Origin of the sequence: Candidatus Mycalebacterium zealandia (assembly GCA_014075295.1) — a bacterium.
Taxonomy (GTDB): domain Bacteria; phylum Desulfobacterota_D; class UBA1144; order Nemesobacterales; family Mycalebacteriaceae; genus Mycalebacterium; species Mycalebacterium zealandia.
Window position 1 is genome coordinate 1,129,668 of record CP046180.1, and the last position, 13,428, is coordinate 1,143,095.

13 protein-coding genes are annotated in these 13,428 nt (G+C 50.5%); 2 read left to right on the forward strand and 11 right to left on the reverse strand.

Annotation, left to right across the window (positions count from 1 at the left end):
* Positions 1 to 5: 5 nt before the first annotated feature.
* The 4 genes from GKS04_05800 to panB form a co-directional block, all read right to left on the reverse strand.
* A complete protein-coding gene (locus tag GKS04_05800) occupies positions 6 to 791 on the reverse strand; it encodes an NTP transferase domain-containing protein (GenBank protein QMU56627.1) in 786 nt (261 codons plus the stop codon).
* A gap of 129 nt (positions 792 to 920) precedes the next feature.
* Positions 921 to 1,322 carry an aspartate 1-decarboxylase gene (locus GKS04_05805; GenBank protein QMU56628.1) on the reverse strand — a complete coding sequence of 134 codons (402 nt, stop codon included), beginning with the start codon at positions 1,320 to 1,322 and terminating at the stop codon, positions 921 to 923.
* Positions 1,323 to 1,338: 16 nt separating this feature from the next.
* Positions 1,339 to 2,151: a pantoate--beta-alanine ligase gene (locus GKS04_05810; protein ID QMU56719.1), complete on the reverse strand. Its 813-nt coding sequence runs from the start codon at positions 2,149 to 2,151 to the stop codon at positions 1,339 to 1,341.
* A 32-nt stretch (positions 2,152 to 2,183) separates the two neighbouring features.
* Positions 2,184 to 3,002 (reverse strand): 3-methyl-2-oxobutanoate hydroxymethyltransferase, encoded by an 819-nt coding sequence (panB, locus tag GKS04_05815; protein QMU56629.1) that lies wholly within the window; start codon positions 3,000 to 3,002, stop codon positions 2,184 to 2,186.
* Between the two features lie 89 nt (positions 3,003 to 3,091).
* Between panB and GKS04_05820 the strand changes: the two genes are divergently transcribed.
* Positions 3,092 to 4,285, forward strand: coding sequence for an aminotransferase class I/II-fold pyridoxal phosphate-dependent enzyme (locus tag GKS04_05820; GenBank protein QMU56630.1), 1,194 nt, complete (start codon positions 3,092 to 3,094; stop codon positions 4,283 to 4,285).
* On the opposite strand, the gene GKS04_05825 is transcribed toward GKS04_05820, so the two are convergent.
* From GKS04_05825 to GKS04_05850, 6 genes are all read right to left on the reverse strand, one after another.
* A complete protein-coding gene (locus GKS04_05825; GenBank protein ID QMU56631.1) occupies positions 4,282 to 6,105 on the reverse strand; it encodes a BamA/TamA family outer membrane protein in 1,824 nt (607 codons plus the stop codon). The two genes, GKS04_05820 and GKS04_05825, sit on opposite strands and share 4 nt — an antisense overlap.
* Before the next feature lie 43 nt (positions 6,106 to 6,148).
* Positions 6,149 to 7,180 (reverse strand): hypothetical protein, encoded by a 1,032-nt coding sequence (locus tag GKS04_05830; protein QMU56632.1) that lies wholly within the window; start codon positions 7,178 to 7,180, stop codon positions 6,149 to 6,151.
* A 37-nt stretch (positions 7,181 to 7,217) separates the two neighbouring features.
* Positions 7,218 to 8,384: a hypothetical protein gene (locus GKS04_05835; protein ID QMU56633.1), complete on the reverse strand. Its 1,167-nt coding sequence runs from the start codon at positions 8,382 to 8,384 to the stop codon at positions 7,218 to 7,220.
* A gap of 67 nt (positions 8,385 to 8,451) precedes the next feature.
* Positions 8,452 to 9,063 (reverse strand): tRNA (guanosine(46)-N7)-methyltransferase TrmB, encoded by a 612-nt coding sequence (gene trmB / locus GKS04_05840; protein QMU56634.1) that lies wholly within the window; start codon positions 9,061 to 9,063, stop codon positions 8,452 to 8,454.
* Positions 9,060 to 10,091: a 3-dehydroquinate synthase gene (gene aroB / locus GKS04_05845; protein QMU56635.1), complete on the reverse strand. Its 1,032-nt coding sequence runs from the start codon at positions 10,089 to 10,091 to the stop codon at positions 9,060 to 9,062. Before aroB ends, trmB begins: the two co-directional genes overlap by 4 nt.
* A 59-nt stretch (positions 10,092 to 10,150) precedes the next feature.
* Positions 10,151 to 10,666, reverse strand: coding sequence for an adenine phosphoribosyltransferase (locus GKS04_05850; protein QMU56720.1), 516 nt, complete (start codon positions 10,664 to 10,666; stop codon positions 10,151 to 10,153).
* Positions 10,667 to 10,690: 24 nt separating this feature from the next.
* Here GKS04_05850 and GKS04_05855 point away from each other — a divergent pair, with 24 nt between their 5' ends.
* Positions 10,691 to 11,308, forward strand: a complete 618-nt coding sequence (locus tag GKS04_05855) for a hypothetical protein (GenBank protein QMU56636.1) — start codon at positions 10,691 to 10,693, stop codon at positions 11,306 to 11,308.
* Position 11,309: 1 nt separating this feature from the next.
* On the opposite strand, the gene GKS04_05860 is transcribed toward GKS04_05855, so the two are convergent.
* Entirely contained in the window at positions 11,310 to 13,313 is a 2,004-nt protein-coding gene (locus GKS04_05860) for a protein meaA (protein QMU56637.1), read from the reverse strand.
* Between the last annotated feature and the right edge of the window lie 115 nt (positions 13,314 to 13,428).

The window sequence follows — 13,428 nt, forward strand, 5'->3', positions numbered from 1 at the left end:
CAGGGTTAACCCGAAGAAACTATTTTCAGAGATCCGCCAACCGCGGCGCGACGCCCGCCGCCGAACACAAATTTGTCAAAGTTATTTTTGGCGAGAAACAGATCTTTTGGATAGTCAACATCCATCCAGAACATATTGCCTATGTCGAAAGGTTTGATTTTATAGCCCTTGTTCAAAAGCCTCTGTATGCATGACACATACCATTTCTGGCGCACATTTCCAGACCTCATCTCCTCTTCGGAAGCCCTCTTTAACATTTCGACACCGGTTCCCCTGAAAAGACGCAATCCCACCGACTCGTAATGGATATGGTCTTTAATGTCTTTTGTTACAAGCGACACATGACCGTTTTCCATCCTTATCTTCATGTCTTCCTCATCGTAATTCTCTTTCTTTTTGACCGGAAGCACTATGTTTTCTTTCCTCGCGTTTATCATGCTGTCCAGAATATCTATCTCAAATATGTCATCGCCGTTCATTATGACCAAATCATCATTCATCTCGCCCCGCGCCAGACACAGAGACACAAGACTGTTGGTCGTTGTGTAGAACGGGTTGTAAAGGGTTTTGATCCTCATGCCGATGCTGTCATAACTGCGCAGAAAGGCCTCAACTTTGTTAAAACCGAAGCCGACAACAATAACAACATCATTTATTCCACAGTCTCTTATGTGGTTTATCTGGTTTTGAAGGAGTGAGGTGCCGCCCACGTCAAGCAAGCACTTTGGAACATATTCGGTATAAGGGCGCAACCTGCTCCCCAAACCTGCAGCAAGAATAATCGCTTTCATAAAACCATCTCTCCCGGAACAAACAGATAAATAAAAATCGGAATTCTATATAAAGAATTGACGGCTAAACAACTCCAGCCCCCAGTTCTCTTTCATTATCCCTCTTAAGACGGGGGAATTCAAGAAGTATTATTGTTTATGCCCAACCTCCGGTATTGTGAATGGGCTTACTTCGTGTTTTACCGCCGTGATGTTGTTGCGCTCATCAACATAAACAAACTTGGGCTTGTGGTTCTTGCATTCGCTCTCATCATATGAACCGAAACTCACGATAATCAACGAATCGCCCTCACGCGCCAGATGGGCGGCCGCGCCGTTCACACACACCGCATTTGTGCCTCTTTCACCTTCTATCACGTATGTAAAGAACCTGTGGCCGTTAGTAACGTTGAATATGGAAACCTTCTCATGAACAAGCAAACCCGCCGCCTCTATGAGAACCGGGTCAAGAGTCAAACTCCCTTCGTATTCAAGGTCGGCTTCGGTAACTATCGCCTTGTGAATTTTTGATTTCAGCAAACTTATTTTCATTGCAAATTCCTCCCCTTCAAAATCTTATGCTGTCTATAAGTCTGGCTTTCCCAACCCTCGCGGCAATTGCCGCTAAACTCCCTTCGGACGCTTTTTCAACCGGAATAAGCGTCTCAGGGTCGCAAATCTCAAGGTAATCCACCTCAACAATTCCCTCACCGGCGAGAAACCGCCCGCCGTCTTTCAAAATCTCCGCGCTCTCACGCATCCCCGACTCAAAAAGCCGCTTCATTTTAAATAAAACGCGCGGAATAGCAACCGCCGTTTCCCTTTCCTGTTCAGAAAGGTATTCATTTCGCGAACTCATGGCAAGACCGGACGGCTCCCTCACGGTGGGAACCGCTATTATGTGAACGTCAAGATGAAGATCCCTGACAACTCTTTTGATTATCGCGAGTTGCTGAAAATCTTTCTCGCCAAATCCCGCCACATCCGGACTGACTATGTTGAAAAGTTTCATTACAACAGTCGCCACCCCTTTGAAATGACCGGGCCTTGAAGCGCCGCAAAGAAACTTCTGCAACTCGCTTGCCTCAACGGAGGTCTGAAACCCGGGCGGGTATATCTCATCCGCGGACGGCAGAAAAACAGCGTCAATTCCGGTGGTGGAAAGTTTTTCAACATCGCCCTCTTCGTCCCTTTTGTAACCTCCGTAGTCCTCTCCGGCTGAGAATTGAAGTGGATTGACAAATATACTTGCCACGCACACATCGGCATGGGCGGAAGTCTCCCGCACAACGCTCAAATGCCCCTCGTGAATTGATCCCATGGTGGGAACAAGACCGACTTTGCGCCCGTTACGCACCGCGGCGGACGAGAATTCCCTCATCTCGTCAACCGTTCTGATGATGGCGGGGGATTTCACCGTTTTTTCCCGTCCGGAGATGGGAAAACGCCTTTTCTGACTTCACGGATGTATTCTCCGGTCGCGGCGGAAAAGATTTTTCTTGCTTCGGAGTATTTCTTCACAAATCCCGGTAGCGGACCCTTTGTAAGTCCCACCATGTCGTCAAAAACAAGAACCTGACCGTCACATCCGCCGCCCGAACCGATGCCTATAACCGGTATGTCGACTGCGGAGGTTATTTTTTCCGTAAGAGAAGGCTCAACACGCTCAAGAAGAAGCGCAAACGCTCCCTCGCCGGCGCATTCAAGGGCAAGGTCGTAGATAAACTGCGCGGACTCTGAAGTTTTTCCCTGAACTCCGTATCCACCGAGCATATTGACCGACTGCGGACACAGCCCCACATGTGCTATAACGGGAATCCCCGAGTCCGTGAGGGCGCGAACGGTTTTTGTGTAGCGCGTTGCGTTGACCTCTATTTTTACCGATTCCGCGCCGCCGCGTTTCATAAGATTTCCGGCATTCCTTACGGCGTCATAGTCGCTTGCCTGATACGAAAGAAACGGCATATCCGCACACAGATGTGCCGTTTTGATGCCGCGCGCCACGTTTTTTGTGTGGTAAATCATCTCGCTCATGCGCACCGGAATTGTGCTCTCAAGCCCCTGAACAACGTTGCCGAGCGAATCGCCCACGAGAACAACATCAACGCCGCACTCATCAACTATTGAAGCAACAGACCAGTCGTAAGCCGTGATGGCGACAATCTTACGCCCGTCTTCCTTCATGCGCTTCAGATGGGTAATTCGCACCTTTTTTGTCCGCTTTTTCTCCATCCCAAGTAAATCTAACAGGCAAAAGCGGACTGGAAAAGTCCGGATCGACAAGTTGAAATTCAAGAGCGTTAAAATATAATCGCTTTATCATGAAAGGTTCGGGCGGGCGATGGAAGTCGCCTCTTATACAAAGCCTTCCGGAATACGTCTTCAGCACGGTTGACAAACTCAAGAAAGACGCACGGATAAAAGGGGAAGACATAATTGATTTGGGCATGGGCAATCCGGACCGCCCGACCCCAGGTCATATTGTTGAAAAACTGATTGAGTCTTCAGGCAAACCGCGCAACCACCGTTATTCGGCGTCCGCCGGAATAACGAACTTGAGAAAAGCTGTTTGCGACTGGTATGAGCGGAGGTTTAACGTAAAACTCAACCCCGACAGGGAAGCGGTCGCCACAATGGGCATAAAAGAGGGAATTTCACATCTTATGCCGTGCCTGCTCTCCGCCGGAGACAGCGTAATTGTCCCGGTTCCGGCGTATCCAATTCACCCTTACTCGGTAACCATAGCCGGAGGCAAGCCGGTTCCGGTTCCGCTTGTCTCCGACACCGACACCCTTATAGGCTCAATAGAGAAAGCGGTGCGCAAGAACGGAAAAAAGGTAAAGGCAATTCTGGTGTCGTTTCCAAACAATCCGACCACTCAGACAGTCAACATTGATTTCTTTGAAAAGATTGTGGATTTAGCGCGCGAGGCGGGGATTCTGATTATTCACGATTTTGCCTACGCGGAGTTGTGTTTTGATGGCACGCCTCCGAGCATAATGCAGGTCAAAGGGGCGAAGGAAGTCGCCGTTGAGTTCTACTCACTTTCAAAAACCTACAATATGCCGGGCTGGAGGGTTGGATTTATGGTGGGCAACCCGGAGATTGTGGCGCATTTGAAGAAGATTAAAAGTTACCTTGACTACGGAATTTTCCAGCCCATCCAAATCGCGTCCATTCTTGCAATGAACGGCTCGCAGAAATGCGTTGACGAAGTAAGAGAAACCTACCGCTCAAGACGCGACAAACTCATAAAATCATTCGCCAAAGCCAACTGGGAGATTGAGCCGCCGTCCGCAACTATGTTCGTCTGGGCGAAAATTCCCGAACAGTTTGAAAAAATGGGCTCGCTTGAGTTTTCAAAGATGCTTGTAAAAAAAGCGGGTGTTGTCTCTTCTCCGGGAGTGGGATTTGGCAAACACGGCGAAGGGTTTGTGCGCTTCGCTCTGGTGGAAAACGAAAAACGCATAGGGCAGGCGGCGCGAAATCTGGACAAAACGCTTGGCAAACGCTAAAAAGCGTGTCCCACGTCCAGAAAGAACTGATACCGTTTTAGGCGCGAGTCGTGGTTGAGAGCGTAGCCAAAATCAACAGCAATCGGAATTCCCGCGACTTTATAACGCAAACCCGTGCCAACGGCGTATCGCAGGTCACCAAACGGATAGTCAAAACTTTTCGGAAAAACATTTCCGTAATCCAGAAAAGCCACCCCGCCAATTTTTCGCCATATGGGGAAGCGCACCTCAAACGCTCCGGTTATGAGCGAGTTTCCTCCAACGGGGTCGCCCCGTGAATCAAGCGGGCCCAGTTCCTGAAACGGAAATCCCCTCATGCTTTTGTTGCCGCCCGCGAACAATCTTGTGAACGGCGGAACTTCATCGCGGCTCGTCTGTCCAAACGGAGATAAAAATCCCAACTGAAACTTCTTGGCGAACACAATTCCGCCTGCGGGATTGAAATATCCGGCGGCTTCAAAAACGGTCTTCACGTACTCCTCATCGGAGCCCAGAAACGCGGGAGAAATCTCAATATCGGCACTCATTGTGAAACCGTTGAATGGGTCCACCGGATTGTCAGTCGCCGTTATATCAATGCCGCCCATGAGCGTGACCAGAAAGATGTCCTGAAGCCCGCGCGCAAGATTTGTGTCTCCCGCTTGCGATTTTATTTCAGACCTGATCGCGGCGGGGTTGAAATGAACAGAAAACAAGCCGTGCGAAAAGTCTTTCCTGACTTCGGGAGAAAATATGAAAAAATCCGCCTCATAACTCGGAAAGTCGTCTCTGCGGATATCAAAAAGCAATGAGAGGTTTGATTTTGCCCCAAGAAATCCGGTCTGCTGAATACTCACGGCAGCGCCCTGAGACGCGAAAGAAGCCCGCGCGGAAATTTCCAAAGTTCTGTTCAGATGCAAAAAATGGCGGTTTATCAGCTTCACTCGCCCGCGCAGTTTGTCCACCCGCCCGGCGCCGATTCCCAACTGGAGAGTCATGGTTTTTCTTCGCACGGGAGTAACAACCGTGGAAATCACCGCCGCCCGGGCATCAATCTCCGAAGTTATGGAAACGGACTCAAAATACCCCAGCGCGACAAGCCGCCTTTTTGATTCAAAAAGTTTTGACAGCGAACTGGGCTCTCCCGTGCGGTAGGTAAGGTTTTCTATCACCAGATTGCGCAGGGTTTCATCTTCGGTGCGAATCTCTATGTTGCCAAAAACATACGGCGGGCCCGGCTCAATGGAAAAAATCACCTCCACACGCCTCTCTTTCCGCCTGACCTCTCCTTTTGAATTGACCACAGCCGAGGCATACCCCATCTCAAGCAGGGTGTTTTTCACAACCCCTTTCGCTTTTTTAAAACGTTGTACGGAAAATCTCTCTCCCTCTTTGAGCGGCACACCGTAAACGGCCTCCCTGATGAGCGCGACCTGTTCGGGCGCGAGGGACCCCTTGACGTTAATCCTCACCTCGGACACAACAACGTGCTTGCCGAGTTTAATGTTTATCTCTACGGCGACCCTTCTCTTGTTTTTTTCATAAACCGGACGCCAAGTTACCAAAGAACGGTAATACCCGTTGCCCGCAAGAAACTGCCGCAGGTATTCCATGTTTCTCTCAACCTTGAATCTGTCGAATTCCGGATAGGTTCTGCGCAGGAATGTGCCGCTTGGAACAATTTCCGAGATGACGCTCTTCATCTCGTCGTGGTCAATCTCTCCGCCGCCTCTTATGGAAACTTTTGAAATTTCCGGTAACTGACTTTCCTGAGCCGCTCCCTGCGCAGGGAACGAGACCAGCAGAAAAGCAATAAGCAATGGAACTGCGAGTAGACGCATGTTTGCCCGTTAAAAAGACTGATACGGGCTGATAATGTCCGAACTACCGCCCTTCCAATATATTGTATCCGGTAATTGACATGCTTTTCTCAGCCATTGTTTCAACATATTGCTGATCAATCATCCCGGCGTTCAGGGCTTTTGAAATGCGCATAAGCGCGATTTTCGCGGTTGCTTCGTCAACCATCTGCCCGGTTTCGGGGTCAAACATGCTGCCGCCGCCCTGCTCATGATAGAAATCAAGCTGGTGCTTGGCCTCTTCTATTTGCTTGTCGGTCGGAGAGAATGCGGTATTGGATATCAGAGCCTGCTGCGGATGGATAACCCAGGTTCCGTCCATTCCAATCTCCGCGGAGCCCACACACTTTTTCTCAAGCCCCTTTTCAATCTCTTTGATGGTTTCCGGCTTGTCGTCTTTTCTCCAGATTCTGAGATAGACGTTGTCTATCGCGTGAAGCCCGGCCGCTTTCGCCGCCGTAACAACGGCTTTTTTCTCGTAGTAGAAAACCTCGTTCTGCTTTTCCAGAAGAAGGTTGGGGTCAAGACCGAGTTCGGCCGCGTAATCGGCTATTCCGAAAACAAGTCCCGCCATTCTCGGAGACGCGGTCGCTATCTCGTAGGCATATTTCACGGCGCGCGGACGCTCAATCAGCGCCTCTATGCCGACCTTCGTTTTCCAGCCGTGTTTCTTCTCCAACTTGTCCAGCAGGTCGGAGACGATTTTAATGTCCTCGGGGCCGTTTGACTTGGGAATGATAACGCCGTGAAACCTGTCCACGGCACCGCTCATAATCGCCTCAATGTCACCTTTGAAGAAATCCGATCGCACGTTATTGGGACGAACCGTTATGACCTTTTTGCCAAAATCAAGCGTGTTGAGCGCTTCAACCATAACAGCCCTGCTTTTGTCTCCTTTGAATTCATAAGGGCAGGCGTCTTCAAGGTCCGCCATCACGTGGTCAACAGGCGCCTTCTCAGGGTCCGCCGCATTTGTGTGAAGTTTCATATTGTGTCCGGGATAGGTGAGTTCCGTTCTCGGAACCACAACTCTTGAACCGTTGTCTAATACAAACATTTTTTTCCTCCTTGTTTTTTTCGTTTGAAAAGGTTTGTCAATAAATTTCAAGAAGCCGTCTGGCGATTACTTCATGCTGAATTTCGCTTGTTCCTTCAAAGATGCTGAACACGCGCGCGTCCCGCCAGAATCTCTCCATCGGGTATTCGGAGGAATACCCGTAACTGCCGAATATCTGCATCGCCTCTCTGGTTACGAACTCCGCCATTTCCGCCCCTTTGGCTTTGGCGATTCCGGCTTCAAGGTCGCAACGTTTGCCGCTGTCTTTCTTCTCCGCGGCAACATAGGTCAAATTGCGCGCGGCTTCAATCTCAACCGCCATTTCCGACAGTTTGTGGCGTATAATCTGAAAATCGCTTATGGGCTGCCCGAACTGCACACGTTCTTTGGCGTATTTAATTCCTTCCTCAAAAGCCGCCTGCGCGACCCCCACCGCTCTTGCCGCGGTCTGTATCCTCGCCGCTTCAAAAGTGGTCATAAGATGGTAAAACCCTCTGCCTTCCTCAAGCCCCAGAAGGTTTTCCGCCGGAACCCTGCATTCATCAAAACTGACGGTGAAAGATTTCATTCCGTGATAGCCAATTGTGGGAATGGGACCGCCCGCAATGTTGGGATGGTCAAGATGCTCCGATGGCTCCTTCTCAACCAGAAATATGCTCAAGCCCTTGTGCCTTTTGGATGCGTCCGCGTCAGTCCGGGCAAGCACCGCGAGAACATTCGCCCTGTTGGCGAAAGTGCACCATGTTTTCTCTCCGTGCAGTATGTAATGGTCGCCGTCTTTTGTGGCGCTGACTTTGGCTCCCGCGAGGTCTGACCCGTTATCGGGTTCGGTGAAAGCCGCGGCGGACATCAATTCCCCGCTTGCGAGACCCGGAAGAAACTTCTTTCTCTGCTCCTCCGTCCCGCCGTTTTGCAAAAGCGTTCCGGTGATGATGTTGCGCGTCATAATGCTTCCGGCGCTGAGCAACCCACGACTGAGTTCTTCGGTAACTATCGCCATGCTGATGTAGTCCATCCCGATACCGCCGTATTTTTCGGGGAAAACCATCCCGAAATATCCGAGTTCCCCCATCTCCTTTATAATCTCCGGCGGAATTTCCTTGTTTTCATTGTGGATTTCCGCCGCAATGGGAACAATTTTTTCCTCGGTGAATTTGCGCACCGACTGTCTTATCTCTTCATGCTCGCTTGTGCATAAGGGCATAACTGCTTTCTCCTGTTTTTCACTCTGAAACGAAAACCGCAATATGAAACCTGAACGGCTCGCTTTGTCAATACGAACCGGCCGCTTCGTATATCAGGTATTTAATATCCACGCCTTTCTCCCTGAACATCTTTTCAAATCTGGTCTGCGGTCTACCGCCCGGATACGAAAGCAACGCCTCGCCGCCCGAAATGCTCCGGAACATTTCCGAGCGCGCGAAAACCTCCGAGCACCGCTCAATGTATTCATCATGGTCGCTCGCGATTTCAAAGCGCCCGCCCCCGATTATTACACGGGCGAGAACGGACGCAAAATCGGCGTTCACAATCCTGTGCTTGCGATGGCGGTCTTTGGGCCAGGGATCGGGGAAATTCATGTAAACGCGGTCAAAGGTGGCGGAGGCGAAAAGCCCCGTCGCAAGCAAGCCGTCAAGATGGATGTATTTGAGGTTTTGCGTGCCGCTTTTTTCCGCATTTTTCACGGCTTTGACGAATCTGCCCGTTTTAATCTCAACCCCAACGTGATTGAAATCCGGCATCAGCCGCGCGAGTTCAAGCAGAAACTCGCCGTCGCCGCACCCGATGTCCAAAGTTGCAGGTTTTGAGTCACCAAAAATGGTCTGTTTTGAAATGGGCGGAAGGTGTTCCGAAACATCAAACGCCGCGCTCCGCGGGCTCATAAAACGCTCTCATCAACCGGAATGCCGTGACTACCGTCCACAGCCGCCATCTCACCGATTGCGCACGGCAAAGCCATCTCCACATTGCCCGCGCGGACTTTCTTGTCAAGTTTCATTGCCTCAAAAATCCGCGCGCCATCCATTTCAGAGGGAACCTCAGACGGAAGCCCCGCGGACTTAATCAGATCTTCAATCCTCCGGGTTTCACCTTCGGACAGAAAACCCATCTCCCGCGATATTCGCGCTTCGGCAACCATTCCAATCGCGACCGCGCCGCCGTGCGGTATTGAGTAGCCCGAAAGGTTTTCAACCGCGTGCCCGACCGTGTGTCCGAAATTGAGGATTTTCCTCAAATCCGCCTCTTTTTCGTCCTCTTCCACAACGCGCGCTTTGATTGAACAACTTCTCTCAACTATATGAAGCAGCGCCTGCTCATCACATTTGAGAACCGCGTCCATGTTTTCTTCAAGAAACGCGAACAGTTCCGGATCTTTGATAACTCCGTATTTTATGACTTCGGCAACCCCTTCAATAATGTGTGCGCGCTCAAGAGTGGAAAGAAGCCCCACGTCCGAATAAACGGCTATTGGCTGATGAAACGCTCCTATGAGGTTTTTTCCGGCGGGGGTGTCAACACCGGTTTTTCCGCCGACCGAACTGTCTACGCAGGCGACAAGTGTAGTGGGGATTTGAACGTAAGGCACGCCCCTGCAGTATGTCGCCGCGACAAATCCCGCGAGGTCTCCCACAACACCGCCTCCAAGAGCTATGACGGCGCAGTCCCTTCCGAGAAGGGATTTCTGCATCATATCCTCAATGCTTTGTTTTGTTTCCCTTGTTTTGTTGCTCTCGCCCGCTGGAAAGTCAAAAATCTCGACACGGGCAACGCTCTTTTTCAAATCCGAAATAAGCGCCAGAGCGTGAAGGCGCGCGACATTGGAATCGGTTATCACCGCCCAACAGTCCACACCGGGAATTTCCGCAAGTTCCGAAGCGATAAGCGGAAAAAGCCCGTCTCCGATTTTAATCTGATACGGGTTGCTTGTCCGGGATTGTACTTGTGATTTTACGGGCGTTTTTCAGCACCTCAAACTTGAAACTGTATAACGGAGAAAACTGACTCTTCCAATTTGGACGCGCCCCCCAAACCGGCAAGTTCAATAAGGAAAAGGTAGCCGGCAACCTGCCCCCCTATGCTTCTCACAAGCCGACCCGATGCCTCCGCCGTGCCTCCGGTTGCAAGAAGGTCGTCCACTACAAGAACCTTTTCACCTTTGCTGACCGCATCCTTGTGTATTTCAAGGGAGTCCGTTCCGTATTCAAGATCATAGGATTCCGCCTGTGTGGAGTGCGGCAGTTTCCCCATTTTTCTTACCAAAACCATGCCCTTGCCCATCTTTAAGCACAGAGCGGACGCAAAAATAAAACCGCGTGATTCTATGGCGACGATTTTGTCAAAATCAACGCCTTCCACCATTTCCAACATACTGTCAACGGCTTGCGAAAACGCCTCGAAGTTCTGGAGTAAAGGGGTTATGTCGTGAAAGCAGATGCCCTCCCGGGGAAAATCGTGAACATCCCGTATGTGGCTCTTGATGTCAATCACAGTTTTTGTATTATAACACGGATGATTGAGTTTTCTTTGAGCCGGTGTCCGGTGCGTAGAACGGGGGTTTTAACCGCCGTTTTCGCCGTATTTCTCTGCCTTACATTTACCGTCCCGGCGGCGTCCGGCGAGTCTCTTCTGGGTTTCGATTTTATGACTCCGTCAAAACGCGCTTTTGCAATTGCGAACCATATGGGTCTCCGGACACTTGAAAAAGGCAAAACCAAAAACGCGAGAAGAGAAGCGGTTTTCTCCGGTTCGGCGGCTCAAATTCCGATTGGTACGGAGGAAACAATAACGAGGATTTCCTTCTACAGAGACAAAATTGAAGCAGTTACCCTGTTAGGCAACGGCGCGGATGAGGAAGACGCGCAGGCGGTTGCAATGGCACTCAGAGAACGATACGGGGCGCCTGACGCCGAAGAGGAGGTTTTTTCCTACAGGGTCAAATCTTGGAACCTCTCGAATTCCAGACTTACTTTCAGTTATTCGGGCGACACGCTGAAAATCTCGCAGAGCCATCTCGAAACCAGAAAAGAAAGACATGAAAGGGATTTAACCAGAGAAAGACTCAAAGATAAGCGACATCCCGTGCAAAAGATGCTTGACGGCGATTTTTCAAAGCCGGAATACAAGTGATTTAAGACCTGCTTTCAAGAACAAGTCCCGCGATGTCGTCCATTATTTGGGTCAGAGAAAAATCTTTCGGAGTGTAAACCTTTTTCACCCCGGACTTCATAAGTCTTTTCGCGTCTTTATCGGGAATGATGCCTCCCATGATGACGGGAACATCGGACATCCCCCTGCTTTTGAGCATCTTCATTATCTTTGGAACCACTGTATTGTGCGAGCCTGAAAGTATGCTCAAGCCTATCAAGTCAACGTTTTCCTGCTCCGCGGCGCTCACTATCTGTTCGGGCGTGAGACGAATTCCCTGATACAAAACCTCCATTCCCATGTCTCTTGCACGAACGGCTATCTGTTCAGCGCCGTTGGAATGTCCGTCAAGCCCGGGTTTGCCTATGAGAATTTTCGGCGGACGGCCAAGCTTGTCGTGTATTTTTTTGACGGAAACCCTGACGCTCTTGTCCTCATCGTTTTTTGTGCCGCACGACAACTCAACGGACGCTCCCGTGGGAGCCCTGTATTCACCGAACTCTTTTCTCAAAGTGTCCGCCCACTCGCCGGTGGTAACGCCCGCACGGGCGCACTCTATTGACGCGGGCATTATGTTCTGCCCATTGCGCGCCGCGGAACTGAGCCCGGACAGCGATTTTTTCACTTTCGCGGATTTCCTTTTCTTTTTGAAAGCGACGAGCCTGTTAATCTGGTCCCTGACAAGCCCCGGCGAAGTTTTGTGAATTGAGGTTTCGAGCGACTTCGTAAGAGGAGACTGTTCGGTTTCGGTAAAGCAGTTCACGCCGACTCGCATGATGTCGCCCGATTCAATTGCGGCAATGCGCAAAGCGTTTGAAGCAACAAGGCTCTCCTTCATATACTCAATGCTCTCAAGCGCACCGCCCATGTCCGCGATTTTGCCGGCTTCCGCAAGCGCGTTTTTCTTGAGTTCGCGTGATTTGGCGTTAATCACCTTTGAGCCGTCAAAGATATCGGGGTATTCAAGAATGTCGGTCTCGAAAGCAAGAATTTGCTGAAACCGCAGAGACCATTGCTGGTCCCACGGGCGGGGAAGCCCCAGCGCTTCATTCCATGCAGGCAACTGAATGGCGCGCGCGCGCGCTTTTTTCGAAAGCGTAACGTCAAGCATTTGCAATATGATTCGCGCCACGTTGTTTTCGGGCTGGTCCGCGGCAAGCCCCAGAGAGTTCACCTGAACGCCGTAGCGAAACCGGCGAAAATTTTCATCTTTGACGCCGTATCTGTTTTTGGTCAAATCGTCCCAGATTTCCGTAAACGCGCGAAGCTTGGAAACCTCTTCCACAAAACGTATTCCCGCATTCACAAAAAACGACACTCTGCCGACCACGCCCGGAAAATCTTTTTTTGAAATAGCGCCGCTGTCTCTCACGGCGTCAAGCACGGCAACCGCGTTTGATATTGTGTAGGCAATCTCCTGAACCGGTGTCGCTCCGGCTTCCTGCAAGTGGTAACTGCATATGTTGATGGGGTTCCATTTTGGAACGTTGCGATAGCAGTGCGTCACCATGTCGGAAATAAGGCGCATTGAGTGCGCGGGCGGAAAGATGTAAGTGCCGCGCGAAAGGTATTCCTTGATTATGTCGTTCTGAGTGGTGCCCTGAAGCACGGACGAGTCCGTTCCGCGCTTTTCGGCGACCGCTATATAAAGTGCCAGCAGCCATGCGGCGGTCGCGTTTATCGTCATTGAGGTATTCATCTTTTCAAGCGGGATATGGTCAAAAAGGGTTGCCATATCCTCAATGTGGCAAATGGGAACGCCTACCTTGCCAACTTCGCCCTCCGCGAGCGGGCTGTCGCTGTCGTATCCGGTCTGTGTGGGCAAATCAAAGGCAACGCTGAGCCCCGTCTGCCCTTTTTTAAGATTTTTTCTGTAAAGCTCGTTGGATGCCTTTGCCGTTGAGTGCCCGGCGTAAGTGCGCATTATCCACGGGCGGTCTTTTGTTTGAGGCGCTTTTCCGTTTGTTCGTTTCGTGCGTGGTGACATCAGTAAAGTTATTGGTAATTGTAAAAGCGCCAAAGGGCAAGTCAAGGAAAACAGGAAACAAGTTTTCAGTTTATGGTATAGTGTCTGCCTGTATTCAAGGGGCATCTTGGAAATT

Coding starts and splice junctions, on each gene's coding strand:
- GKS04_05800 (QMU56627.1), bottom strand. CDS start 791: ATGAAAGCGATTATTCTTGCTGCAGGTTTGGGGAGCAGGTTGCGCCCT.
- GKS04_05805 (QMU56628.1), bottom strand. CDS start 1,322: ATGAAAATAAGTTTGCTGAAATCAAAAATTCACAAGGCGATAGTTACC.
- GKS04_05810 (QMU56719.1), bottom strand. CDS start 2,151: ATGAGGGAATTCTCGTCCGCCGCGGTGCGTAACGGGCGCAAAGTCGGT.
- panB (QMU56629.1), bottom strand. CDS start 3,002: ATGGAGAAAAAGCGGACAAAAAAGGTGCGAATTACCCATCTGAAGCGC.
- GKS04_05820 (QMU56630.1), top strand. CDS start 3,092: ATGAAAGGTTCGGGCGGGCGATGGAAGTCGCCTCTTATACAAAGCCTT.
- GKS04_05825 (QMU56631.1), bottom strand. CDS start 6,105: ATGCGTCTACTCGCAGTTCCATTGCTTATTGCTTTTCTGCTGGTCTCG.
- GKS04_05830 (QMU56632.1), bottom strand. CDS start 7,180: ATGTTTGTATTAGACAACGGTTCAAGAGTTGTGGTTCCGAGAACGGAA.
- GKS04_05835 (QMU56633.1), bottom strand. CDS start 8,384: ATGCCCTTATGCACAAGCGAGCATGAAGAGATAAGACAGTCGGTGCGC.
- trmB (QMU56634.1), bottom strand. CDS start 9,063: ATGAGCCCGCGGAGCGCGGCGTTTGATGTTTCGGAACACCTTCCGCCC.
- GKS04_05855 (QMU56636.1), top strand. CDS start 10,691: ATGATTGAGTTTTCTTTGAGCCGGTGTCCGGTGCGTAGAACGGGGGTT.
- GKS04_05860 (QMU56637.1), bottom strand. CDS start 13,313: ATGTCACCACGCACGAAACGAACAAACGGAAAAGCGCCTCAAACAAAA.